General features: G+C 70.0%; 15 protein-coding genes and 1 pseudogene. 10 read left to right on the top strand and 6 right to left on the bottom strand.

What is annotated here, in order from left to right; translation table 11 throughout:
* Positions 1–5 precede the first annotated feature (5 nt).
* The 4 genes from GR130_RS21565 to GR130_RS21550 are packed head-to-tail and all read left to right on the top strand — an operon-like array spanning position 6 to position 3,932.
* On the top strand, positions 6–932 hold the full coding sequence (locus GR130_RS21565; protein ID WP_159506216.1) for an ABC transporter permease: 927 nt from the start codon (positions 6–8) through the stop codon (positions 930–932).
* Entirely contained in the window at positions 929–1,915 is a 987-nt protein-coding gene (locus GR130_RS21560) for an ABC transporter permease (protein ID WP_159506215.1), read from the top strand. The genes GR130_RS21565 and GR130_RS21560 overlap by 4 nt, the downstream gene beginning before the upstream one ends.
* A complete protein-coding gene (locus tag GR130_RS21555; protein WP_159506214.1) occupies positions 1,915–2,919 on the top strand; it encodes an ABC transporter ATP-binding protein in 1,005 nt (334 codons plus the stop codon). The genes GR130_RS21560 and GR130_RS21555 overlap by 1 nt, the downstream gene beginning before the upstream one ends.
* Positions 2,916–3,932: an ABC transporter ATP-binding protein gene (locus GR130_RS21550; RefSeq protein WP_159506213.1), complete on the top strand. Its 1,017-nt coding sequence runs from the start codon at positions 2,916–2,918 to the stop codon at positions 3,930–3,932. Before GR130_RS21555 ends, GR130_RS21550 begins: the two co-directional genes overlap by 4 nt.
* 65 nt (positions 3,933–3,997) lie before the next feature.
* Here GR130_RS21550 and GR130_RS21545 read toward each other — a convergent pair whose 3' ends face one another.
* On the bottom strand, positions 3,998–4,789 hold the full coding sequence (locus GR130_RS21545; RefSeq protein ID WP_236573327.1) for a hypothetical protein: 792 nt from the start codon (positions 4,787–4,789) through the stop codon (positions 3,998–4,000).
* 429 nt (positions 4,790–5,218) lie between these two features.
* Here GR130_RS21545 and GR130_RS21540 point away from each other — a divergent pair, with 429 nt between their 5' ends.
* The gene (locus GR130_RS21540; RefSeq protein WP_159506212.1) at positions 5,219–6,205 is read left to right on the top strand and encodes a LysR family transcriptional regulator; all 987 of its coding nucleotides are present in this window, start codon (positions 5,219–5,221) and stop codon (positions 6,203–6,205) included.
* A 127-nt stretch (positions 6,206–6,332) separates the two neighbouring features.
* Here GR130_RS21540 and GR130_RS21535 read toward each other — a convergent pair whose 3' ends face one another.
* Positions 6,333–7,619, bottom strand: coding sequence for an MFS transporter (locus tag GR130_RS21535; RefSeq protein ID WP_236573325.1), 1,287 nt, complete (start codon positions 7,617–7,619; stop codon positions 6,333–6,335).
* Between the two features lie 938 nt (positions 7,620–8,557).
* Between GR130_RS21535 and GR130_RS21530 the strand changes: the two genes are divergently transcribed.
* A complete protein-coding gene (locus GR130_RS21530; protein WP_236573323.1) occupies positions 8,558–9,775 on the top strand; it encodes a PP2C family protein-serine/threonine phosphatase in 1,218 nt (405 codons plus the stop codon).
* 337 nt (positions 9,776–10,112) lie between these two features.
* Here the strand turns inward: GR130_RS21530 and GR130_RS21525 are convergent, their stop codons facing one another.
* The 3 genes and pseudogenes from GR130_RS21525 to GR130_RS21520 all read right to left on the bottom strand — a co-directional run bounded on the left by GR130_RS21525 (position 10,113) and on the right by GR130_RS21520 (position 18,934).
* The gene (locus tag GR130_RS21525) at positions 10,113–10,676 is read right to left on the bottom strand and encodes a DUF4142 domain-containing protein (protein WP_159506210.1); all 564 of its coding nucleotides are present in this window, start codon (positions 10,674–10,676) and stop codon (positions 10,113–10,115) included.
* 256 nt (positions 10,677–10,932) lie between these two features.
* Positions 10,933–11,028 (bottom strand): annotated as a pseudogene (locus GR130_RS41995) (transposase); the annotation flags it as partial.
* Positions 11,029–11,368: 340 nt separating this feature from the next.
* Positions 11,369–18,934 carry a type I polyketide synthase gene (locus tag GR130_RS21520; RefSeq protein WP_159506209.1) on the bottom strand — a complete coding sequence of 2,522 codons (7,566 nt, stop codon included), beginning with the start codon at positions 18,932–18,934 and terminating at the stop codon, positions 11,369–11,371.
* A gap of 256 nt (positions 18,935–19,190) precedes the next feature.
* On the opposite strand from GR130_RS21520, the gene GR130_RS21515 reads away from it, so the two are divergent.
* Complete coding sequence (locus tag GR130_RS21515) at positions 19,191–20,333, top strand: SDR family oxidoreductase (protein ID WP_159506208.1); 1,143 nt, start codon at positions 19,191–19,193, stop codon at positions 20,331–20,333.
* A 2,406-nt stretch (positions 20,334–22,739) separates the two neighbouring features.
* Here GR130_RS21515 and GR130_RS21510 read toward each other — a convergent pair.
* Positions 22,740–22,877 carry a hypothetical protein gene (locus GR130_RS21510; protein ID WP_159506207.1) on the bottom strand — a complete coding sequence of 46 codons (138 nt, stop codon included), beginning with the start codon at positions 22,875–22,877 and terminating at the stop codon, positions 22,740–22,742.
* Between the two features lie 350 nt (positions 22,878–23,227).
* Here GR130_RS21510 and GR130_RS21505 point away from each other — a divergent pair, with 350 nt between their 5' ends.
* The 3 genes from GR130_RS21505 to GR130_RS21495 all read left to right on the top strand — a co-directional run bounded on the left by GR130_RS21505 (position 23,228) and on the right by GR130_RS21495 (position 25,931).
* Positions 23,228–25,174 (top strand): asparagine synthase-related protein, encoded by a 1,947-nt coding sequence (locus tag GR130_RS21505; RefSeq protein ID WP_236574009.1) that lies wholly within the window; start codon positions 23,228–23,230, stop codon positions 25,172–25,174.
* Positions 25,171–25,608 (top strand): lasso peptide biosynthesis B2 protein, encoded by a 438-nt coding sequence (locus GR130_RS21500; RefSeq protein ID WP_159506205.1) that lies wholly within the window; start codon positions 25,171–25,173, stop codon positions 25,606–25,608. Before GR130_RS21505 ends, GR130_RS21500 begins: the two co-directional genes overlap by 4 nt.
* Before the next feature lie 62 nt (positions 25,609–25,670).
* On the top strand, positions 25,671–25,931 hold the full coding sequence (locus GR130_RS21495) for a lasso peptide biosynthesis PqqD family chaperone (protein ID WP_159506204.1): 261 nt from the start codon (positions 25,671–25,673) through the stop codon (positions 25,929–25,931).
* The last annotated feature ends 6 nt before the right edge of the window (positions 25,932–25,937 follow it).

Genomic DNA, 25,937 nt, shown 5'->3' with positions numbered 1-25,937 from the left:
CCGTCATGGCCATCACCTCCACCGTCGCCCCGGCGGGCAGCGGCCCCTGGCAGGGTGCCTGGCAGCAGCTGCGCCGACGCGCCTCCGTGAAGACCTCCCTCGTCGTGATCGCGCTCTTCGCGATCACGGCGGCGGCCGCCCCGCTGCTGAGCACTCTGGGCGGCTGGTCACCCGAGGAGTTCGACAAGACCGCGGTCGACCCCTACCTGGGCGGGCAGCCCATCGGCCCGCTCGGCGGAATCTCCGCCGACCACTGGCTCGGTGTCGAACCCGTCACCGGTCGCGATCTGTTCGCCCGGGTCGTGCAGGGCGCCCAGGTCTCACTGCTCATCGCCTTCACCGCCACCGCGATCGTCGTCGTCGCCGGCACGGCGGCCGGTATCGCGGCCGGCTACTTCGGCGGCCGCACCGACGCGGTGCTCTCCCGGCTGATGGACCTCACCATGTCCTTCCCGTCCCTCATCTTCATGATCGCGATGATGTCGGTGGCACGGGACGTCAACCGGATCATGCTGATGACCGCCGTGATCGGGCTCTTCGGCTGGCCCGGTATCGCCCGTGTGGTACGCGGCCAGACGCTCTCACTCAAGCACCGCGAGTACGTCGACGCCGCCCGCGTCGGCGGCTCCGGCCCCTGGCGGATCCTCACCCGTGATGTCCTCCCGGGCGTCGCCGGACCGGTCATCGCCTACACCACCCTGATCATCCCGGGGATGATCGCCACCGAGGCGGCTCTGAGTTATCTGGGCGTCGGCGTCCGCCCGCCCACTCCCTCCTGGGGTCAGATGATCGCCGAGAGCGTCGCCTTCTACGACACCGATCCCATGTACTTCGTCATCCCCAGCACCTGTCTCTTCCTCACCGTGCTCGCGTTCACGCTGCTCGGCGACGCGCTGCGGGACGTCCTGGACCCGAGGAGAAGCCGTACATGATCCAATACGTCGGGCGTCGGCTGCTCAGTGCGATCGGCGTCCTGATCGCCGTCGCCGCCATCACCTTCGTCATCTTCTACGTCCTGCCGTCCGACCCGGCGGCCGCGGCCTGCGGCAAGTCGTGCAGCACCGAACGACTGGCGGCGATCCGTGCGCACATGGGTCTCGACCAGCCGCTGTGGCGACAGTTCACCGACTTCGTCGCCGGCATCTTCACCGGCCGCTCCATGGGCAGCGGACAGTACACGCTGCACTGCCACTTCCCGTGCCTGGGCTACTCCTACGAGAACAGCGAGGATGTCTGGGATCTCATGACGGACCGTCTGCCGGTCTCCGCCTCACTGGCTTTCGGCGCCGCCGTGATCTGGCTGGTCCTCGGGCTGTCGGCAGGGGTCGTCGCGGCCCTGCGCAAGGACACCCTCACGGATCGCGCTCTCATGGTCGGTGCCGTGGCCGCCGCCTCGCTGCCGGTCTACTTCACCTCGATGATGCTGATCTACGGCGTGATCCGGATCGCCGGCCTGCTGCCCTATCCGGGGTATGTGCCCTTCGGCGACGACCCGTTGCACTGGGCGTCGAACCTGATACTGCCCTGGGTGGCCCTGGCCATCCTGTACGCGGCGATGTATGCGCGGCAGAGCCGCAGTTCGATGATCGAGACGATGGCGGAACCCTACATCCGCACCGCCCGCGCCAAGGGCCTGCCGTACCGGACCGTCGTGGTGAAACACGGCCTACGGGCAGGTATGACCCCCATCTTGACCATTTTCGGCATGGACCTGGGCGGGCTCCTCGCCGGCGCGGTGATCACCGAGTCCATCTTCGGGCTCCCCGGCATCGGACGGCTCTTCTACGGTGCGCTCTCCAGCGGCGACCAGCCGGTGATCCTCGGAGTGACGCTCCTGGCGGCCACCTTCATCGTCATCGCCAACCTGGCCGTCGACCTGCTCTATGCCGTCGTGGACCCGCGAGTGAGGTACTGATGAGCACCCCCGACCCCCTCCTGTGCGTAGAGGACCTGACGGTCACCTTCGCCACCCCGCGCGGCACGGTACGGGCCGTGGACGGCCTGGGCTTCGCGGTACGGCCGGGAGAGACACTCGGCATCGTCGGCGAGTCCGGCTCCGGCAAGTCCGTCACCTCCCTGGCCGTGATGGGGTTGCACACCGGCGCCTCGGTCAGCGGTTCCATCACGCTGGGCGGCCGGGAACTGACCGGGCTGGCGGAGCGCGAGCTGAACCGGCTGCGCGGCCGGAGGATGGCGATGATCTTCCAGGACCCGCTTTCCAGCCTCCACCCGTACTACACAGTGGGCGAGCAGATAGCCGAGCACCACCGCGTGCACTTCGGCAGTGGCAGACGAGCCGCCCGTGCGCGTGCCGTGGAAGCGCTCGCCGAGGTCGGCATTCCCGACCCGCGGCGCCGGGCGCGCGACCACCCGCACCAGTTCTCCGGAGGCATGCGCCAGCGGGTGATGATCGCCATGGCCCTGGCCTGCGAACCCGACCTGCTCATCGCGGATGAACCGACCACCGCCCTGGACGTCACCGTCCAGGCACAGATCCTGGAACTCATCGCCCGGATCCAGCAGGAGCGGCAACTGGCCGTCATCATGATCACGCACGACCTCGGCGTGGTCGCCCGCGTCGCCCACGAGGTGCTCGTGATGTACGGCGGCACGGCCGTCGAACAGGCCGACGTGGACACCCTCTTCGCCACACCGGCCCACCCCTACACCCGCGCCCTGCTCGACTCCCTGCCCCGCCTCGACGACGACGGCGACGAACCCCTGCGAGCCATCACCGGCAGCCCGCCCTCCCTGCTCACCCCCGCCCCCGGCTGCGCGTTCGCGCCCCGCTGCCCCCGCCTCGCCTGCGCGACCGCCGAGGAGCGCACTCGCTGCGAGAGCGACCGCCCCCTCCTCGACGGCCCGGCCGGACATCCGGCCGCCTGCCACTTCCCCACGTACGAAGGCGTGATCTCATGACGTCCGCTGAACCCCTGCTCTCCGTACGCGACTTGACCATGACATTCCCCGGGCGACGGAGAGCCGCTGCCCCGGTCCGGGCCCTCGACGGCATCACCTTCGACGTGGCCGCGGGCGAGACACTGGGACTGGTCGGAGAATCCGGGTGCGGCAAGTCCACCACCGGCCGCCTGATCGTCCGCCTTCTGGAGCCCACCGCAGGATCGGTCACGTACGACGGCCGGGACATCAGCCACCTGTCACCGCGCGAACTCAAGCCGCTCCGCAAGGACCTGCAGATGGTCTTCCAGGACCCCCACTCCTCCCTCAACCCGCGCCAGACGGTGGCCCGGATCATCGCCGACCCACTGCTGGTGCAGGGCACTCCGGCGGCCGAAGCACGTACGCGCGCCGCCGAGCTGATGGAGCTGGTGGGGCTCATCCCCGAACACATCGACCGCTATCCCCACGAGTTCTCCGGCGGCCAGGCACAGCGCATCGGCATCGCCCGCGCCCTGGCCACCGGCCCCCGCCTGGTCGTCGCCGACGAACCCGTCTCCGCCCTCGACGTCTCCGTCCAGGCCCAGGTCGTCAACCTGATGGAGCGGTTGCAGCACGAACTCGGCCTGGCCTACCTCTTCATCGCCCACGACCTGTCGGTCGTCAAGCGGGTGTGCGACCGGGTTGCCGTGATGTACCTCGGCCGGATCGTCGAGATCGGTCCGAAGGAGCAGGTGTACGCGGCCCCGGCGCACCCCTACACGCGTGCGCTGCTGTCCGCCGTCCCGGTGCCCGACCCGGCCGTCGAACGAGCGCGCGAACGGGTCTCCCTGCTGGGGGAGCCCTCCCCAGGCTCTCCGCTTCGCTCGCGCGGGCGAGGCCCCGACAGCCCGGCCGCCCGCCCGCTGGGCTGCGCCCTCCGCCCGCGCTGCCCCAAGGCCCAGGGGATCTGCCGCACGGACACCCCCGCGCTGCGCCCGGTGGAGCCGGGCGCGGCGCGGCGGGTGGCATGCCACTTCCCGGAAGCGGCCTGAAGGGCCCGAGCGTGGTGGTGCCCGGCTCACGGATGACGGAGCCGGGCATCACCACCCTTGTCCCACTACGACTTCGTGATCCGCACGGTCTCTCCGTACCCGTCGGCGCTCAGCACCTCGATGGCAACGCCGGCCGCGGAGTCGGTGAACGTCTCGCCGGCCCAGTACGGGGCGCCGTCCAGCGGGCGGCAGCCCGGCTTCGGCGTGGTCTTCGGCTTGGCGTCCACGACCTGGATCGGCCCTGCACCGGTCTGTACGGAGGAGTCGACCTTGTGGACCAGCGCACCGGTGGAGCACAGACCGGCATCCGCCTGGACCGCGCGCCGCGACTCGACGACATAGGCGGTCGTGGGACTCGTGGGTATCACCGCCGTCTTGTTACCCGCCCCGTACTCGACGGCGGTGAGGCGCACGGTGTCACTGCCCGCCGAGGCCCGGCACACGACCTGACGGTCATCGGTCCAGCCCAACTTCCAGGACTGCCAGGCGAAGTACTGAGGCCCGGCCCCTCCTATCAGACCCATCACATCCCATCCGCCCACGAAGCGGTGGGCGTCGTCGCCCGCGTCGAAGGCGTAGAGGTCGGGCAGTCCGAAGGTGTGCGCGGTCTCGTGGGCCACCAGCTTCTTCCCCCAGTGCCACATGTCCTGGCCGAAGGTCACCGCCCACCTGATCCGGGTGCCGTCGGCGACGACGCCCTCCGTTCCCGGCTCGTACACATAGGTGGGCGTGTAGGAGATCGCCGAGGCATTCCTCGTCGGCACGACGTAGACCATGTCGTACTGCAAGAAGTCCACATCCGGATCGGCCGCGGTGACCGCGTCCCTGACGTATGCCTCGTGCTGCTCGTGCGTCATCCCGCGCTGGTACCCGTAGTCGGGCCGCGTCACTGGCCGGGGGCTCGGTGGCGGGCGCGTCCGGGAAGTCCACGAAGATCATGGCGATCTTGATGGTTCCGGCGGACGCTCGAATACGGAGTAGTCCGTGTCGTGGCCTTCGTCCGACCAACCGGTGGTGCCGCGCAGTGCACAGGCAGAGGGCTGCCGGTGGACGTGGAGGCGGCATGGGCGGGCGGGACGCCGAAAAGTAGCGGCAAGGGGAGCAGGCCGGCGAGCAACAGCCGTACGAGCACCGGCCGTACGCCTGGCACGCCCCGTGTACCGGACAGAAGATGTGGCGGTCTCACGTCATCACTACCTCTCCATGAACGGCGTGTGTCATGTCACATAAGACTGCGGTGACACGCCCCTGTCCGAAAGCTGTCGACAGTCCATAACATCCGCGCCATGAACGTGGAGATCCGGCATCTGCGGGTGGTGTGCGCGATCGCGGAGGCGGGGAGCCTCACCCGCGCCGCCGCCTCACTCCGTATGACGCAACCAGGGCTCAGCACCCAACTGCGCCGCATCGAGGCCGAACTGGGCGGGCCGCTGTTCGACCGGCGACAGGCGGGCACCGTCCCCACGCCCCTGGGGGAGCTGGTCATCGGGCGGGCTCGAGCCCTCCTGCCGGGCTTCGACGGGCTGCTCTCCGACACGGCCCGTGCGGCCAGGCGGATGGCGTCCGCGGACCGCATACGAGTCGGTTCGGTCGGCGCCCCGTTCCTCGGCCATCTCCTCCTGGCCGTCCAAGGGTTGCTGCCCACGGCCGACCTGACCTGCCGTTGCCAGTATTCGCCCGCCGCTCTCCTCGAAGACCTCGCTGCGGACCAGCTTGAAGTGGCGGTCCTCGGTGACCACCCGGACCAGGAGCTGCCGCAGCCTGCGGGCGTGGCACTCCACACGATCGCCACCGAACCGGTCTTCGCCCTCATGCCGGCGGCACACCCGCTCGCCATGCGCGATGAAGTCCCGTTGGCCGAACTCCTGGAGGAGGACTGGGCGGTTCCCCGGCCCGACGGCGACCGGACCCGCGAATACTGGGAATCCGCCTGCTCGCGCATGGACCGCGCCCCCTCCGCCCCGTACGAGGCGGAGGGACGACAGCTGGTCGAGATCGTGCGTGCGGGCCTGGCGGTCAGCCTCTGCCAGGCCACGTTCTTCGAGGTACCCGGCGTCACAGTCCGTCCGCTGACCGGGAACCCCTTGTGGTACCGGCACATTCTGGCCTGGCACCACGAGGGCCCGCTCGCACCGTACGGCACCGAAATCCTGCGCCGGGTCACCGACGGCTATCTGTCCACGTGCGCCGACAGCCCCGTGTACGCGCGCTGGCGGGCACAGAACCCACAGATCGCCGCACTGGCAGGCCAGTCGCCTTCAGCACACTCGTAGCGGGGGCCGCCGGTCCGAGGCCCAGCCGCAGGCAGCCCGCTCACATCCAAGCGCGTACTGGTCCACCATCAGCGCTCGGGTGGTCGTTCGATTCGAGGAATTGAACTCCCGGCCCCTGTACGGTAATTCAGTCGGCACTATCCGCTGTCTCCCGGCTGTGGCCGGCCCACTGGATCACGTACGGCATGGCGATACCGGAAGCGACGAATATGCCGCCCATCACGAGCCAGCCGGGCGTCCCCCAGGTCACGCAGAGCAGGCCGAGCAGGCTCGGTGCGACGACGTAGCACAGGCCCATGCCCATGCCGAACACTCCGGAGTACTGGCCCTGGGCATGCGCGGGAGCCAGCCGGAACCGGAGCTCCAGCGACCCGGCCGCATGCCACAGCGAGCCCACTGTGTGAACGGCAACGCCGGCCAGCATGATCGTCACGGCGGCCCAGCCGGGCACTGCGGAGGCCGTCGCGATGACGGACATGCCGACCAGGAACGCGAGACCGGCACGGCGGATGCTCGGGCCGGCGACCGTGCCGCCCTTGATCCCGCGACTCGTACGTATCTGCAGGAACACCACCATCATGGTGTTGACCGCGATCGCCAGGCCGACGAACCAGCGTGGCGCTTCTGTGCGCAGAACCACCCACAGCGGCAGGGCGTAGGACAGTACCTCGCTGTGGATCCACATGATGCCGTCGAGCACGACGAACATCACGTACGGCTTGTCCCTGAGCGCGAGCCACCGGCCTGCCTCGTGCGGGGACGGCAGGGGTTCGAGCTTGGGCAGCCTGACCAGGACGGCGGCACTGCCGAGGAACGTCAGTGCGTTGCCGAGGATGAGGGCGCGGTATGCGGTGTCCGTATCGATCTGCACCGCCGCACCGGCCGCCAGCGCGCCGAAGGTGCTGGCGAGCATGGCCACCGACCGCAGGTAGGAGCGGAATTTCGGTACCTCGTCACCGCCGAAGCGGCGGATCAACGGGCCACGGGCCGCACCGCCGGACGACCCGGCGAGGTCGGTCACGGTCACGGCCAGGACGAACGGCCATAACGAGTGGGCGAACAGCAGCGACGTCATAGACAGGCTCTGGGTCAGGAGCGTGATGAGAAGGATGTCCCGCGGCCAGCGACGGTCGGCGAGATGCCCTACCGGGATACCGGCGATCAGTCCGACCACGGCCGCGATGCTGAGGCCGAGGCCGACCTGCCCGATGGACAGGTGGATCACCCGCAGCGCGTACAGCGGCACGGTCGTCAGGAAGGCCGCGGTGCCGAGCTGGTTGACGAAGCCGGCGAGGGCCAACTTCCGTTGGGGACCGGAATCCCACAGCAGTCCCCGCCGTACCGCCCAGGATCGTTTCGCATCGCCCATCTTCCCGGGGTTGCTGTCGGTTGACGTGGTGGGGGCTTGACTCACCCTGTACTCCCATGTCTGTCCGGTGTGTTGTGTCGAAATCGGGGGCGGGCAGGTGAAGCGGGTGTGCCGCATGGCTCCGCTGCGAAGGTCACGGGGAGGCGAGCCGCTCGTCGAGGGACTGGGCGATCACAGACGCTCCTTCCCAACTGCCCCCGTACCTGCCGGGTTTGAGAAGCGGCAGGCGTGGAGTATGCCCAGGTGAGAGCCACGATGAGAAGGTGTCTGGTGGTGGGCGAATGTCACAGCGAAACCGGGAATCCGCACACGGCGCAACCGGTTGTCGATAGTGGTGCTTCCCTCTCATGGACTCCGGTCACGAGCGCGGGCAGATGAGGGGTGCCGGCTGCGGCGGTGCCGAGCCGGTGAACGAACCCGTTGACCACTTGCCGGTCATCCCGCCGGCGCCGGTTGCTGCTTACCGGCAGCAGCGGCTCCAGCACAGCCCACTCGGCGCCAGTCGGATCCCCCTGCTGAGCAGGACCACGCCCTCGACGCCATCTTGGACCTCCTACTACGCGGGGCCGGAACCTGCGCCACCTGCGGACGTCCCCTCCCCGCCCGAAGAGGCCGACACCGACCCGGCGCCGGCCGCGCCGAGGCACCGACCTGACGCAGCACTACGAGTCATCGGTCGTGGGGGAGCTGGGGGCTGGGGGCGGGTCGCCAGGAAGGTCGCGGACCTCGCCGTCCTTGTGCTGGACGTCGTCGGTGCCGATCCGGACCCGGTCGCGAAGCGGCTGAGCGCTACCGGCGAATTCCGGTCCGGTCTCCCAGGGGCCGATGAGGACCGGCTGAGGGTGGCCGGCGCACGAGGTGGGCTCGGTCCAGCTCAGCTCACCGCCCTGGCCGCCGCTCCCGCCCTGGCCACGGCTGCACCCGGCGCGATCATGCCTGACGAGAGAGTGGTTGGGATCGGTGTGAGACTGGGCACGGAAGGGGTGATCCCCGTGTCGGACCTACCGCCCGCGTCCGCCGGCCGCGGCACTGCCGTCGATGAGAATCGGCTGGACGAGCTGATCATCGAGGCACAGACGGCCCTGCCGTTCGAACTGCCCCCCCTGGCGAACCGGTGCGCCGCGGCCCTCGGCCTGGACGCCGCGCTGATCTACCTCGTCGACCTGCAACAACGGCTGCTCATCCCGCTCGACGAGGTATCGGAGCCGCTGCGGGTGGACCGCTCGACGGCCGGCTGGGCGTACCGCACGCTCGCCCCGCGGGTGGCCGAGGCCGACGGCGGCGTGGTCGTCTGGCTGCCGTTGGTCGACGGTGCGGAGCGGCTGGGCGTGCTGGCGGTGCGGACCGCCTCGCTCGACGGGGTGCGGATGCGCCGCAGCAGGATGCTGGCCTATCTGTTCGCCATGCTGATCACCTCCAAGCGCGCCTACAGCGACTGGCTCGCCGGCCTCGCCCGCACCGCCACCATGCGGTTGCCCACCGAGATGCTGCGGGCCTTCCTGCCGCCCCACAGCGTCGGCAGCAGCAGGTGCGTCTCGACCGCGGTCCTGGAACCGGCGTACGACGTCGCCGGCGACGCCTACGACCACTCGGTGGTCAAGGACGTGCTGCACACCATGATCCTCGACTCCATGGGGCACGATCTGGTCTCCGGCCTGACCACCTCGGTCGCCATGGCGGCGGCACGGAACGCCCGCCGCAGCGGTGGCGAACTGACCGACGTCGTCGGCTCCGTCGACCAGGCGCTCGCCCAGTGGCTGCCCGACCACTTCTGCACCGGCGTGCTGTGCCGGCTCGACGCGGTCACCGGGGTGCTGCAATGGGTCAACTGCGGTCACCCGCCGCCGCTGCTGATCCGTGCCGAGCGGGTGCTCAACGGCGTGCTGGACAGCCCCCCGCAGCCGCCGATCGGCCTGGCCGGCCAACTCGCCCCGGCAGCCCGGCAGGTCCACGAGACAACACTGGAACCGGGTGACTGCGTCCTGCTCTACACCGACGGTGTCGTGGAGGCACGCGACGAAGACGGTGCGGAGTTCGGCCTCGACCGGTTCACCGACTTCATCATCCGTTCCTCCGCCGCCGGCCAGCTCCCGGCCGAGGTGCTGCGGCTGCTCATCCACGCCATCCTCGATTATCAGCGCAACCAACTGCGGGACGACGCGACCATCCTGCTCTTCGAATGGCGCCCGCAGTACCGGTGACGCGGTATCGCGCCGAGCCTCGCTCTGCTCGTACGCCGTCTTCGGCCGGGTCGGGTACCGGGCCGGCACGGTGTGCACGACTCCAGGCCCTCCGTGCGGGCGCGCATTGCCTTGAGGATGATCTGCAGCGCTGCCTCCAGCAACGCGGAGGCTCACATCCGACAAAAAGCGTTCGCGCGTTCGATTCTGGCCGGCGTGAACGCCGACGTGGTGACCAGGCGCGTTGTCCTGTCGCACCGGAGGTTGTGCGTTCTCGCCGGGGTGTGGCTGCCTGGCCTGAGAGCGGCGGCAGGCGATGCTGCCGCCGCTCTCCGACTGCCGCCTGCGGTACCGGCGGTCAGGATCGGGTGCCTGTCGTTGCCTTGCCGGTGTGGCAGATTCCGCCACTGACCGCCTGGAGGTGCTTGGCCACCGTGGGACGGGCGGCCCGGGCGGTCGCGCGGATCTTGGTGTCCTTGCCGGAGGACACTTCCTTGTCGATCAGCGCGAGGACCTGCTGGTGGCTCGTGTACTGGCCCTGCAACCACACCCGGTTGTAGTCCCGCTTACCGTGCAGGGACTTCAGCGTGGTGAGCTGTTTCTGCTGGGCGGCTGGTGTCGCGGAGGGTAGGGTGATGCCCTTGCTGTGGGCCAGCGCCACAACCTGCGCATCGAACTTGGTGTGGTCGCGCACGAACATGGCCGCCACCAGTTTCACACAGGTGCTGGTGGTGTGCTTCTGGGCATCCTTGGAGGTGGCGATCTCGGCGAGGTTGCCCTGGTGGATCGTCTTGAGGAAGGTGGCGTCGGGTCCGGTGACCGGGGCTGCCGCCGTGGCTGGAACGGTGAGTCCGGCCATGGCGAGTGCCATGGTTGCGACGGCTGTGCCGCACGGGCGGTTCATTCGCATGGTGTCCTCCACGTGTCCGTGGAACCGGATGATGAGCCGGCCGATGGACCGGGCGCCCCGTGCAGCGGACGCGCCGGACCCGCCGTCTCCCGGGCCATGCTGACTGGCTTCGCCACCCGCCCGCTCGCCGAGCCACCCGACGGAAGTGACACGTCTTCCGTGGAATCCGGGCCTGGCCTGAGCAACGTGACCGTGCGCGGTCGCACGACCAGGTACGCCCGAACGGGTGAAGCGGGAGTCGCCGCCACCGTCAGGCCACTGCCCCAAGCCGCTGCTGCTGCCGCAGCCTGCCCTGCCCCGTGTTCTTCGGCAGGTACGGCTCAAGACGAGCCCACTCCCGATCCGACAGATCACCTTGCCCCACACAGCCCACCGACGTCGGCGAGCCTTGAGGGTGCCCCGGGCCCGGCAGAGGTTCCGCCTTACCGCGTCCTCGCCTGTCCGTGGTTCATCGGCGATCTCCGGCACTACTGGGTAGCGGTCGTAGGACCAGACGTCAGCCGGTGGGTGGGGATCCGCGGTCACTACAGCGAAGGCGGACCGGCAGGGGCGGCGGGCAGTGTGCCGCAGTTGCCCGAGTGCGCATGAGCGTGCTCCCTCTGGGCAGCGGCGCGGTCATCCGGGTGGGGGCGGTTGCCGTCATGCCTTGTGCGGCAGGGGGTGTGGGAAACCGGTCGGCTGCCGGCCAAGGTGCGGGTGTCCGGTCAGGTGGCGACCGGAGGGCTGTCCGTCTTGGGGACTGGCTGGTCGGGGTGCGGAGCCGGGAGCTGCGCCTGGGCATCGGCCGCTCGGGGTGGCGGCAGTGCGGGGGCCTCGGTGCTGCGGGCCAGTCCCAGCCGGAGGTACACCATCTGCGCGATGTCGGCGATGGAGCTGTTGGCGTTGCGCAGCAACTCCATCGGCGGGATCTGCACTTCGTAGTGCTGCTGGAGCTGGACCAGGAGTTCGGCACCCATGAGCGAGTCCAGGCCGTAGGCGTCGACCCTGTGGTGCGGGTCGATCTGGGTGGCGTCCATCTGCAGGACGCCGGCGAGCATCCTGGCCAAGGTGTCGGTGATGTACTCCAGCGCCTCTGCCTGTGTCATCTGGCCGAGCTTGCGGAGCAGGTCCTCCCTGCTGGGCGCACCGCTCGCGGTCCCGGGCGGTACGAGTCCCGCCAGTCGGGGGCTCGCCATCATCGGGAGCAGGACGGCGGCGCGCCCGCAGTCGAAGCGGCCGACACCCGCCACGTCGGCGTCGGCCTGCAGCAGGTGTTCAGCCTGGGCGAACGCCTCGGCCGGGCGGATCGTCTGCAGGCCGACGCTCGCCAGGGAGGAGACCAGCTCGTTGCGCGCGACATAGCCGGTCTCGGCGAGTGCACCCCATGCGATCGCAAGGCCGGGCAGGCCCTTTCTGCGGCGGCTGCGGACGAGGGCTTGCAGGTAGAGGTTCCCGGCGGCATAGGGGGCCTGCTTGACGTTGCCGATCACGGCCGTGCCGGAGGAGTACAGCAGGAACAGGTCGCAACTCCGGTCCCGTGTGAGAGCGTCGAGCACCGCTGCTCCGCCGATCTTCGGGGCCATGACCGCGGTCATCCGCTCGGCATCGAGGTCGACGAGCAGTTCGTCGTCAAGGTGCATCGCGCTGTGGACGACACCGCGCAGCGGGTGTCCGGTGGCGTCGAGCCTCGCCACCACTTCCTCCATGGCTGCCAGGTCGGTGACATCAGCCGCGTATGCCGTGGCGCTGATCCCGCGCTCCCGTAGCGCCGCGAGGCAGGCTTCGCACTCCGGTGCGTCCCTACCGCGGCGGCTGACGAGTGTCAGGTGCCGGGCTCCGAGGTCGGCGAGCCAGTGTGCGGTCGCCGCTCCGAAGCCGCCCGTGCCGCCGCTGATGAGGTAGGTGCCGTCCGGATCCAGGCGCGGGGCACGGGGCCGGCGTTCGACGAGCGGTGGCTCGTCGAGCGGGTCGAAGGCGACGACCACCTTGCCGATGTGACGGGAGTGCTGCAGGAGCGCGAAGGCGTCGGCGACCCGTGCGGCGGGGAAGACGCTGTGCGGCAGTGGCCGCCATGCCTCGCGCAGGGTCGCGGACTTCAGGTCACGGCGGAGACTCTCCAGGTGGGCGGGGCTGTCGAGGGCCTTGGTGAGGTCCACTCCGAAGAAGGCGATGTTGTTGCGGAAGGGGCGCAGCAACAGCGGCTTGTTTTCGTAGATGTCCCGTTTGCCGAGTTCCAGGAACCGGCCGCCGGGCCGGAGCAGTTCGAGGCTGCGGGTGATGGCCTCGCCCGCCAGGGAGTTGAGCACGACGTCGACCCCCCGACCGTGCGTGATCTCCTCGACCTGCTCGACGAAGTCGAGGGAGCGGGAGTCGAGGACGTGGGGGATGCCGAGCTGGCGCAGGAAGTCCCGCTTGAGGCTGCTGCCGGCGGTGGCGATGACGTGCGCTCCACATGCGGTGGCGTACTGCAGGGCCGCCAGTCCGACGCCACCGGCCGCCCCGTGTACGAGGAGCGTTTCGCCTGCTTGGATCCGTGCCAGGGTGACGAGGCTGTAGTGGACGGTGGCGAACGCCACCGGCATGGTGGCCGCCTCGGTACAGGTCATGTCGTCCGGTACCGGCCACAGGGCGTCGGCGCGCGCCACGGTGTGCGAGGCGAGGGACGCGGCTGCCAGGCCGGCGACGCGGTCTCCGGCCTTCAGGGCCGTCACGCCCGGGCCACACGCCACGACGGTGCCGGCGCACTCCAGTCCGGGGCCGTCCTCGGAGGTCGTTTCTTCCGTGGCTTCGGCCGGTAGCAGGCCGACACTCTGCATGATGTCGCGGTAGTTGAGGGCGGCGGCCCGCACCTCGACGAGCACCTCACCGGGACCGGGCTCGCGGGGCTCGATCTCCTGCCAGGCGAGGCGGTAGGACAGCCCGGCGTCGCGGACCTTCAAGGCGAAGGCAAGGTCTTCCCTGGTGGGTACAGCTGCCGGCCGGTTCTGCTCGCGCAGGACGAACCCGCCCTGTGGGGTGAGGACGACCTCGTCCTCATCGGAGGGACGGAAAAGCTCCTGTGCCAGGCGTCTTGCGTCGTCACCGGTGACGCCGGTGCGGTGGAGGGCCAGCCGTCGGCAGTGGAGGCCGGGCAGCTCGTTGGCCAGGCAGCGGCCCAGACCCCACAGCACCGCGTCCGCGGGCTGGGGGACTTCCGCCTTCAGGGGGGCGACGCCGCTGGGGTGGGTCACCAGCCACAGTTCAGGCCGGAGGCCCTCGCGCAGGCGGTCGCACACCACGGCGCAGGTGCGTATCGTCTCCGCCCGCCGGGCGGCACGTGCCAGCACGGCGTCCGGGGCGTCTTCGGCCGCCTCACCGAAGACGAGCACCACGGCGAGGGTTCCCGAGCCCTCGCTCTGGCGGGCTGTGGCCAGGTGGGCATCCCAGCCGGCTGCGGTCTCGGTCATGGGGAACGGTTCCGTGGCCGTAGCGCCGGCGGCGGTGACAGTGCTGACGAGAGCATCGGCCAGCGCCTGGGCGTCCGGTGACTCCGCGGCGACCAGGAACGTCGTGTTCGACCGGTCCTCGGGCAGGCGCAGCGTGAGGGGAGCGGTGTTCGGGTCGGAGCCGGTGGCGGCGACCCGGGCGAGCAGGACGGAACCGTAGTCCCGGGCGGGCACCTGGTCGTAGCCTGCCTGGACGACGTCCTCGAAGCCGCACTCTTCCAGCAGCGCGGGCCACTGATCGCGCGGCAGCAGGAGCGAGTGCGGCCGCAGCTCCGTGTCACGGTGACTGTAGAAGCTCTCCAACGTACCGAAGAACGGGGCCAGTACCTCGGGGTCGTGCACCTCGACGGCGAGCAGGGCGCCGCGCGGTGCCAGAAGGTTGGCGACCCGGTGGAGGGCGGCGCCGAGGTCCCTGGCCGTGTGGAGGGAGTTGGCCGCGATCACGATGTCGAAGCCCTGCAGGGTGAATGCCTGTTCTGCGGGGTCCGCGTCCAGGTCGAGGGTGCGGTAGTCGACGAAGTCGTAGGCGCCGAACCGGGCTTTCGCGCGGGGGAAGAAGCCCGGCGAGACGTCGGTGAAGCAGTAGTGGGTGCGGTCCGCGGGCAGCAGCGGCAGCAGGGCCGCGGTGGTGCCGCCGGTGCCCGCTCCGACTTCCAGGACGCGCAGCGGCCGGTCGGCCGGCCAGGCTTGGACGATTTCGCGCAGCAGGGCCTGGGCGAGCCGGTTGTGGAACCGGCAGTACGGCGCGGTGTCGTAGAACTGCTCCAGGGTCCGGACCGCGGCGTCGTCGGCCAGCAGTTCCATCGGATCCTGGTGCCCTAGCAGCACCTCCGGCAGGCGCTGGATCTGCTGCGAGGCGAGCGCCTGCTCGACGACGCAGGCGGGGGCGGGCTCCCCGGCCCCGCGAGAGGAAGGGACCGCCGTGTCGAGCGGTGCCGCGAGGCGGTGGCGCCCGTCCTCGTCGGTGACAAGGATGCCGCGGCGCCGCAGCGACGGCTTCAGCAGCGCCCACAGGTGCCGGTGTCGGTCATCCAGGCCCCAGGACACCAGGTCGTGTTCGGTGAAGGCAGCCATCGGATCGGGCAGGAGATCGCAGACGGTGCGGGCCAGCGCCGCGAGGAATCTCTCGGTGAGGAGGGGCACGGACTTCTCGTAGCCCAAGGCCCGCATGTCCGTGCACAGTTCGGCCATGGTGCCTGCGCAGGCGGAGGCGATCCGTTGCGGCGAGGGCAGGGGCACCGGGGCGCAGGGCTGGTCGTCGTGCGGGGCCGCGCGGAGCACCGTGTGCTGCACGGTGAGCGGGGTGCGGTGCGCGGCGGTGAACCGCCGCAGGCGGCAGCCCTGCATCTGCACCGTGACGGTGCCGTCGGGATCCGTGACGGTGATGTCCCAGCACACCTCGTCGGCGGTGCGGGACCGTTCCTTCACCACGAAGGTGCCGGACGGGGCGGGCGTGGCCCACACGCGTACGGAGCCGATCACGGCCGGCAGGTATGCCTGTCCCTCCGCCAGCCGCTCGGCCAGTAGGGGAACGCCCGCCTGCAGCGCGCCGTCGAGGAGCGCGGGATGGACGGTCCACGGAGCTCCCGGGGTGTCGTGGGTGTAGTGGGCCAGGACTTCGCGGTCGCCGACGGCCAGGTCGGTCAGGACCTGGAAAGCCGGACCGTATCCGAGGCCGGCGTCCGCGCAGCGGGTGTAGTGCTGCTCAGCTGTCACGGGCTGCCGGCACCGGCCGCGAGTGGCGTCCAGATCGACGGGGGCCGGGCGGGACGCGACGAGTCGCCGGACGCGGGCGCGGGCGTGGCGGCGTGGTTCGCCGTCGTGCTCGTCGCTGCTGGAGACCGACAGCGTGCCGTCGTCGAGGTTCAGCGACACCTGTACATGAGTGCGGGAGGGGTTGTCCCAAGGGATCACCAGCGCGCTGGTGATGTCCAAGTGCTCCGTCTCGACCGGTGCGTCGAGCGCGAGACGGCCGGCCGCGAGGGCCATCTCCACGTAGCCGGTGGCGGGCATGACGACGGAGCCGGCCACCCGGTGATCGGTGAGCCACGGCACCAGGACCGGTTCGACGGCCCCGGACCACAGGGGCATGGGGGCGGCAACCTTGGCACCGAGCAGCGGGTGATCCAACGGCCCGTTGCGGGTCCACAGGTCTTTGCCGCCGCCCCAGTGCCGTTCCCGTTGCCATGGATAGGCGGGCAGGCCGACGACCCGGCCCGGGCGGGGGAAGTACCGGTTCCAGTCGGTGGCCGCCCCGGCGGCGAGCAGGGTGGCGCGGGTGGTCGCCAGGTCTCCCGGCCCGTCGGCTTCGCGGTGCAGCGTCGGCAGTACGGCGGTGGTCGTCCGCGGCCGGCCGGCCGCGATGCGGCGTAGAGAGGAACGCAGGACGGGGTGTGGGCCGATCTCCACGAAGATGTCCGCGCCGTCGTCCAGGGCATCCTCGACGGCCGCGGCGAACAGGACCGGCTCGCGGACGTTGCGCCACCAGTAGGCGGCGTCCAGGTCCATGCCGGCGATGCGTGCGCCGGTCACCGTGGAGTACAACGGCACCGCGGCGAGGCCGGGTTCCAGTGCGGTGAGGGCGTCGGTGATGGCCGCGCGCCGGTTGTCCATGGCCCGGCTGTGGAAGGCGTAGTCGAGTCCGAGGTCGCGGCAGAAGACCTCGCGCCTGGCCAGGTCGTCGCCGAGTTCTGCGATGGCCTCGGCCGATCCGGCGACCGTCACGTCCCTGCCGCTGTTGATGCCTGCGATCTCAAGCCTGCCCGCGTAAGGCCTCAGCGCCTCCTCCGCCTGCTCGGCGCCCAGGCCCAATGCCGCCATCCGGCCGGATCCCGCGGTGGCCGCCTGGGCGCGGCTGCGCACCGCGATGACCTCGGCGGCCTGGGCCAGGGTGAGGGCGCCGGCCGTGTGGGCGGCTGCCACCTCACCCACGCTGTGGCCGAGCACCATCGCCGGTTCCACCCCCTGGGACCGCAGCACGGCGACGACGCCCAACTGCACGGCGAGCAACAGCGGTTGTGCCACCTCGGTCGCCGCAAGCCGCCAGTCTTCGCGCGGTCGGGCCATTTCCTCGGCCACCGACCAGCCCAGCCGGGGCACCAGTTCGTCGTCCACCGACGCGACGGCCGCGCGGAAGACCGGGTCGTCGGTGAGCAGATCCGCGCCCATGCCGGGCCACTGCGAACCGTTGCCGGAGAACACGAACACCACCCGGCCGCTGTGCACCGCCTCGGCGGTCGGACCGGAGCCGTGCTCGGCGATCCGGGTGAGCCTGTTCGCGGCCTCCTGCGGAGTGTGAGCGAGGACGGCCGTGCGGTGCTCGTGCCTGCCCCGGCGCAGGCAGGATGTGTAGGCGAGGTCGTAGAGGCCCTCCGGATCCACCGTCCTGAGGTGATGCGCCATGCGGGAAGTCGCCTCGGCCAGCGCCTGAGGGGTGCGGGCCGTCACCAGGATGGGCAAGCCTTCGGGGGGTGGCGCGCACGGTCGTGGAACGGCCGGGGGAGGGGCATCGGTCAGGATGGTGTGCGCGTTGGCGCCCCCGAAGCCGAAGGAGTTGACGCCGACGACCGGACGTGCCGCCTCCTTGAGGGCACGGTTCTCGGTGACCAGCTCGATGCCCAGTCCCGTGAAGTCGATGTGCGGATTCGGAACGGGGGCGTGCAGGGAGGCGGGGATGGTGCGGTGCTGCAGAACCAGCAGGGCTTTGCACAGCCCCGCCATACCGGAGGCGGGTTCGAGGTGGCCCACGTTCGTCTTGACCGAACCGATCGGCAGCGGGCCGGTGATGCGCCGGATGCCGAGGGCCTGGCCGATGGCCTGGGCCTCCATCGGGTCGCCCGCGAGGGTTCCGGTGCCGTGTGCTTCGAAGTAGACCAGTTCGTCCGGGTGCACCCCGAAGTCCGCGTACACCCGGCGCAGCAGGTCCTCCTGTGCCTGCGGGTTGGGCAGCGACAGGCCCAGCGTGCGTCCGTCGCTGTTGCTGCCGCTGCCCAGGACCACTCCGTGCACGCGGTCTCCGTCGGCCAGCGCGTCGGCCAGGCGCTTGAGCAGCACCATGCCGCCGCCCTCCGCGCGGACGAAACCGTCGGAGTCCGCGGAGAACGCGGCGCATCTGCCGCGTTCGGAGAGCATCGACGCCTGGGAGAAGCCGACGTAGTGGTACGGCGAGAGCAGGATGTTCGCTCCGCCGCACAGCGCCATGCGGCTCGTTCCCTCCCACAGCGTGTGGCAGGCACGGTCCAGAGCCACCAGCGACGACGAGCACGCGGTGTCCACCGCCATGCTCGGGCCGTGCAGGTCGAAGGCGTGGGAGAGCCGGTTGGCCGCGATGGAGGAAGCCGCCCCCGACATCGTGTACGGGCTGATGGCCCATGGTTGGAGCATCTGCAGGGCGCCGTAGGAGGCGTCGGAGATGCCGATGTAGACGGCTGTGTCGGAGCCTGCCAGCAGCGCCGGGGCGATCGCCGCGTCGTCCAGCGCCTCCGCGGTCAGCTCCAGCAGCAGTCGGTGCTGCGGGTCCATGTGCGCCGCTTCCTTCGGGGAGATCCCGAAGTACCCGGCGTCGAAGCCCGCGATGTCGTCCAGGAAGCCTCCGGCGGCGGTGTAGCTCTTGCCGGCCCGCGGCATCGAGGTGTCCACGAAGCGGTCCGCGTCGAACCGGTCCGCGGGCATCTCGGTGACGAGATCCTTCCCCTCGCACAGAGCGGCCCACAGGCTCGCCATTCCTGCGATACCACCAGGTAGACGACAGGACACGCCGACGATCGCGAGGGCACCTTCGAGGTAGGGGCCTGGGCGCTGGCTCATGGGTACGGCCTTCCTGGAAAGGCGGTTCACCGAGCACGACGATCCGCCACGACGATCCGCACGGAAAGCGATGCGCCCCAATTTACTGCGAATATCCACGCGCCCTCCCCCTGATCACCATTAGGCATATTTACCTACAACGGTGGCCCTCTCGGTTGATGAGTACGTTGGCGCTTCCATCGGGCACAGCTGCGGTAAGTACCCGTCATGCCCCAGTCGTTGGCCGCCCTGTCACCCTCCCAGCGAAGGAGACGCCGTGCCCGTCCTGTTCACCGGAGCCACCGGATTCCTCGGCTGCCGCATCGTGCGTGAACTCCTTTCCGAGGGCGGTGACGAACCGATCACCGTCATCGGCCGCCACAGTGGGCCGGAGCTTCGGGCCCGGATGACAGCGGCCCTGACCTGGCTCCAGGGTCCGCCGCTGCCGGTCGGCGCGCTGGACCGGCTGCACTACCTGAGCGGGGACATCACACTGCCGGGACTCGGCCTGACGACCGAGGAGCGCGCACGGGCAACGGACGGTCTCCACCAGTTGTGGCACAACGCCGCCCAGATCAGGCTGGAGGGTGATCCGGCCCCCCTTCACCTCTCCAACGTCGTGGGAACCCGGCACGTCCTGGAACTCGCGGACCACGCCCCCGATGCCCATCTGATGCACGTCAGCACGGCGTACGTCGCGGGACGCCGACTCACCGGCCACGTCCTCGAAGAGGACCTTCGTGAGGAGCACGGCTTCCAGACCTATTACGAGGAGAGCAAGTACACCGCCGAACGCCTGGTCCGCGCCTGGGCGTCCCGCACCGGCCGTCCGGTGACCGTGTTCCGCCCCGGCCTTCTCGTCACGGACCGGCCCGTCCCTGACGGGCTTCCCGACCAACCGCTGGGCACCCTGCTGCGGCTCGTCGACGCGGGCATGCGCAACAGGGCCGTACGCAACGCAAGCCTGATCGCATACGTCAAGGGGGGTTGGCACGGCGGGGAGGCCGTGCGCGTCCGCGTCGCCGCGGATGCTGAAGGAACAGCGAACCTGGTGCAGGTGGAGTATGCCGCCCGGGCCATGGCCCGGGTGGCGAAGGCACACACCGGCCGGCGCGCGGCCGTACGCACCGTGCATGTCACCCACCCGCACAACGCGTCGGTCGACATCGTGCCGAAGGCAATGAAGATCCGGTACCCCCGCCTTGCCTTGAGCGTCGTGCCACACATCCCCGACCCCACGCCGCTGGAGACGCTGATCGCCCAACAGGGCGCGCGAATGATCGAGTTCAGCGCTCACCGCCGCACCTATGACCGGACCGGCCTGTTGGAGGCCGTCGGAGACCTGCCCGATCCCGAACCCATCGACGAGACCTACCTCACCCGGGCATGCGGCGACCCGGATGCCCCCGCCTCCGTATGACACCCACCCGTCACAGACCGGCACCGGGCCGAGCAGGCCGCGAGCCCCCGCGACAGCCCCGACCGGCCTTGGCCGCAGGCTGCCGCCGACGTCATCTCGTGACGCGCCGGACAGCCTCCTGGCGCCGTGGCGCCAGGAGGCAAGAGGTCTCGGCTGGAACTGGGCACCGTCGCTCAGCTTGTTGGCAACGGCCGACCGGGGCCAGGGAGACCGCCAGGGGCGGCGCCCGCTACGGCTCTTGCGGGCATGCCCTTGGCGGCATCGCTCGCCACCTGCAGCCCGCCGAGCAGGCCACCGCCCTAGCCCTCACCACCGGCAGCCATGGCGGCGAGGGTCGTGTCGACTGTTACGGGCGCTGTGGCCAGGCCGGACCTCAGCGCGTTCTGACCCACGGCCAAGGATTCGGGGCCACCTGTCGGAAGTCCTCTCCCCGCGGCTTCCAGAGGAAGGCTTGACACTTCGCCGGCAACCGTCTCCGTAGCCCTGCCGAGTGGCGAGTCAGCAGCGGCCACCCCTGCTGTGCCCAGCACGGCAGTACCGGCCAGCAGCGTGGCGGCAATGGTCTTGGAGTACATCGTCCCACCTTCCAAAGTCCCCGTGTGCAAAGGGTGTTCAGTGAACCTCCGCCAAGCTTGACCGACCACCCCTCGAAAAATCCCCTCCCCACAGCTTGAGGACCCTTCCTTCACTCCATCGGCGGAGTGGCGCGCCCCCACCGACCCACAAGCCCCGAACGATTAGCAGCCCGGCTCGTCGCCGCCGACCTCCAGGAAGCCGACGGCACCCCCCAAGCCGAGTCCGCATCCGGATGACTTGGTGACGGCCGAGGAAGCCGACCTTCATCACCGGCTCCAGGCCCGGCCCACCCGAACTCGCAGGCCCCACAACCAGCGAGAGCAACCGCAGTGACAACGGCCGCACCGATGCCCTTATGACATCGGTCTCCCGTCGGGGGTATCGCCGTCACGACATGGGACGTCGACTCTGCCTCTCCCCTCATGGGACGCAGCTCAGCCCTCCCTGTGGTCATGTCGCTTCGAGGCCCGCACACCCCGCACTGTCGTGGCTGCTCGGGCCGAAGCATGCAGCGCGCACGCCGTTGGCGGCCTCCTGGGGGAGTTCGGATCGTCAGGCGCCATCTCGTCAGCCGTAGGCGTGACTTGTCCTTCGACGGTCAGCGCCGTGCGAACGGGGCGGTGTCGGCTCGGCTGTGGCGGTGCAAGGACGAGGCTCGGACTCTGCTCGGCGGTTGCCAGGGACGTTTACGGCACGCCGTCCACTCCGAACGCACCCTCCATCGCCTCGGCGACGTCCAACCGTTCGAGCGCGTCGAAAACGTCGGCGCGGTCATGCGGTCGGGCCAGGTAGATCCTCGCCGCCGGAGCGATTTAGGTGAATCGATCGAGCGGTAATATTCAGTTCCGAAATGACCGTTCGCGCTTGTGTGCGATCCGAGGGGTGGGATAACGGTCGAGCGTCAGGGGAAATTCGTGTCGCGTAGTGCCACGTCTTGGTGAACTCCCGGCCAGATCCGGACCTTTTGATGTGGGCGCCGCTGAGCGAGGTTGAGGGGATGGTTGGTCGCCCACGGGGTTGTTCAAGTGGCCCTTGGTCCAGGAGATCGTTGCGTTTCGGTGAATTCTGCGCGCCGTTCAGGGGATCGCGAACTGCCCTTGACCGAGGCGGGTCGGGCGGAGCAGTGGAAAGAAATCCGACCTGTCGGTTCAGGTGACGCTTCGATGATGGTATTTGGCCCTGGAGGTCGAACCGTGAGGCCAGCTGTAGAAGTTGACGAAGACCCGGGCGGATGGCCAACCGATACGGGGAGCCCGAAAGTCGAAATGGTCCAGGAGTTCGGTGTGCGGGGCGCTCCCGTTGACGAGGCTCTCTTGTTGCGGCCGGCAGTTGACGGTCGGCACCGAGGCGGTGGGGGCGGAGCCGTCATGTACGTGGATCGTGACGACGGGGAGAGCGGGCGCGACGAGCCGGTTAATGCGCCGTTGGGCGGCCGGATGGGGTCCATGGCTCACGGGTCGGTGCGCTCTGGTCCTGAGCCGGCGCCGGCGGTGCCGTTTTGCGTCACGGTTGGGCGGTGACGTGGGCCGGGTCGCGGGATTCGGGGCGGACGGTGGCGTATGGGGCTCACGCTGTCCGCGCACGGAAAGGCGGCCTCCAACTCCCTGGTGTGGCAGGGGTCGTCACCCGTGCCGTCCATGTTCGGGAGTTGAAGGCCGCTTTTACTTCCGCCCCATGGGAATCAGGGGGAAGGAGTTGCCGAGCGATCCCCGGCCCTGCGCCGGAAGGTTCGGATGTCCTGTGCAGTCGCACAAGAATGCGAGGGCATGGTCTGGTGCAGGGGCGGGTATGGTTTGTTCTCCGTTAGTTAGCCGGAGCTCGCTGTCGGGACTACTGGGACTTCTTGAAGCCGATGGTCGTGGCGTCCTTCTTGGTGTGGATGGTGCCGTCGGTGTCCTTGTTGAAGTGACCGACCTTGGCGGCGGTCGGCGGCATGTAACGCTCCGGAAGCTGCTTGGTCTTGGGCATGGCCTTCTCCTGTCCCTCTCGGTGGAAGCTGAAGTGGCGCCGATTCATGTAATCGGCTTCCGCCCCGGGTGTCTACTCGGGTATCGCAACTCCAGCCAATTCCAGCTGCTTACTTACCTGCGGTAAGGATCAACCGGGGGTCGCTGGTGACCCGTTCGTGTGGGCGTGGATCGCGGTCGAAGGCGCGGCCCGGCAAATCCCAGCGCGTGGTGCGGACTTGACTTGTAAGTATGCGTTGTCGCCGCCGACGGGCCTTTGCGTGGGTATCGAGGCGACCGTCCGCCGATTCGCTCTGCCGTGCGGTGGTGGCGCGATATCAACTGTGTGCAGTTGCACGATCTTCTCCGGTGATGGACGGTTCTGCCGGCCGTGCCAACGGTGCGGATGTCGCCCTGATATCTGGTGGTGAGGCATTGCAGTCCCTGAACGACAACAACCTCATGGTCTTCCCGGACTCCCCGGGCGGCGCTCGGGTCCACCGCCAAGTCGGGGCAATGGCACCACAGATGGTGCCGCACGCCTCCGGTCGGCCGTGGCTGGCCGGCTCGTGGGATCCGGAGGATCTGGTGGTGGCCGACGCCGGGCCCGTGCGCGTCGTGGTCTACGGCTCGGTCTCCCTCACGCAGGAACGTCTGTCAGCGCTGGTTCCCACGGTGCGCGCCCTGCCTGACCTGGACCGGCTGGTCCGCCGGCTTCCCGGCAGTGCGCATGTGCTGGCGTCGGCCCATGGCCAGGTGCGGTTCCAGGGCACCGTCACCGGAACCCGTTGCGTGTTCACCGCATGCGTGGACGATGTGCCGATCGCCGGCGACAGGGCCGACGTACTGGCCGGGATCACCGGTGCGGAGGTGGACGAGGAGCTGCTCGCGGCGAGCGTGACGTCCGGCATGTTCTTCGCGCCGCTGAGCGAACGCAGTTGGTGGCGAGGCGTTCAGCAGGTACCCGCGGACTCCTACGCGGTCCTCCCCGGCAACGGTGCGGCGCGCATGGTGCGTTGGTGGTTGCCGCCGGAGCCGCACCTTTCCGTGGCGGAGGGGGCGGGCCAGGTGCGCGAGAGACTGCGGGAGGCCGTGGCCCTGCGGCAGCCCCGGCAGGGCAGGCTGTCGGCGGACCTGTCGGGCGGCATGGACTCCACCTCGCTGTGCTTCCTGGCTGCCGAGCACCGCCCCGACCTGCTGACCTTTCGGTGGACCGGCGGCAGCGTCATCAACGACGACCCGCAGTACGCGGAACAGGCCGCGCGCTCGCTGCGGCGCGCCGAGCATCTGACCATGCCGGAGAGCAGCGCGCCGCCGGTGTTCTCCCCACCGTACTGGGCCTCGGACACGGAAGCCCCCAGGGCCACCACCCGCGGGATGAACGCGATCCGCACCGGTATCCGGCTGCTGGTCGAACACGGTGCCACGTGGCACCTGGCCGGGCACGGAGCCGACGAGTTGTTCACCGGCAGCGCCGCCTATCTGCACACGCTGCTACGTCGCCGCCCGGTGACCGCCCTGCGTCAGCTGCAGGCCCACCGGGCGCTGTCCCGCTGGCCGTTGGCGACCAGCCTGTCGGAGCTGTTGCGCGGGGAAGACCTCGGCACGTGGTGGCGACGGTGCGCCGACGCACTCGTCCGTCCCGCGCCGGCCGGCCCGGCACCCGCCCTGGGCTGGGGGGCACTGCTGCCCGCGACGCCGTGGGCCACCGGAGAGGCGGTGCAGACCACGCGGCGGCTCTTCCACGGCCTGGCGGAGGAGATCGCCCCCCTGGCGCCGGACCGCGGGCAGCACGAGGCTCTCACCGCACTGCGCAGCGCAGGACCCGTGTTGCGGTTGCTCCGTCGTGAGTTCGCGGTCGAGGGGCTGCGCCTGGAGCTGCCTTACCTGGACGACCGTGTGGTGGAGGCGGTGCTGGCGATCCATCCCCACGAGCGCTGCACCCCTTGGCGGTACAAGCCGGTGCTGGCCGCGGCGATGCGTGGTCTGGTGCCCGATGTGATCCTCGACCGGTCCACCAAGGGTGACTGCGAGGAGTCCGTCGACCGTGCGTTGCAGCAGCACGTTCCGGACCTGCTGGAGCTGTTCGCGGACTCGCTGCTGGCGCACCGCGGCCTGATCGACGTGGCGAAGTTGCGGACCACCTTGCGCACGCCGCCGCGCAGCGCCGACGTCTGGTCCGCGCAGCTGGAGGCGACGCTGGGCGCCGAGCTGTGGTTGCGGGAGATCGCTGCCCGCCCCGGCGGCCCGCCGACCGCATCCGCCGGCCTCGCCGCCGCCCACCCACACCGCATGCCCGATCCCGAGGAGGCCCTGTGACCAGTCCCCCGTGTGCCCTGCCGCCGCGCGTCCGGCTGCCCCTGCGCCGGCGCGTGGTGCCGCTGGCCGCCGTGGCCCTTGCCCGGCCGCTGGCCGCGCTGCCGCCCCGGTATCTGCGTGCCGTACTCCAGGTGCTGCGTGTCGGGGCCCGTCCGAGTACCGCCGCGCAGGCTTCCGCGGCCCGGACCGCGGTGGTCGCGGTGAGTCTGCGCTGTGCCGTGCACCACTGCCTGCAGCGGTCGGTCGCCGCGGCCGTGGTGTGCCGGCTCAAGGGGACGTGGCCCACCTGGCAGACCGGCGTGCGCACCACTCCGTTCGCCGCCCATGCCTGGATCGAGGCCGACGGCCAGGTGATCGACGAGCCGTATCCCGACGGCTACTACCGGCCGCTGCTCACCGTCGCCCCCGTACCACCCAGGCAAGGGGCCCGTTAGGGCCTGACCCCTCGGACAGGTCCCAGCCGCCCCGCGCCGCACCCACGCCCGGAGGAACCCCCATGAAGCTCAGCCTGACCGCCCACACGCTCACCACCGACACCGACGACGGTGCGGTACTGCTGAGCCAGCGCACCGGGCACTACTGGCAGCTCAATTCGACCGGCGCCTACGCGCTGCAGCGACTGCTCGCCGGCCGCACCACGGACCAAGTGGCCAAGGAGTTCGCGGAGCGGTTCGGCATCGCACTGGACCAGGCGCGCGAGGACCTCGCGGCGATGACCGATCAACTCCGGGCGTCCGGAATGGTGGAGGCGTGCTGAGACCGG

This window comes from Streptomyces sp. GS7 (assembly GCF_009834125.1).
Taxonomy (GTDB): Bacteria; Actinomycetota; Actinomycetes; order Streptomycetales; family Streptomycetaceae; genus Streptomyces.
This window is presented reverse-complemented; position numbering and strand designations above follow the sequence as displayed.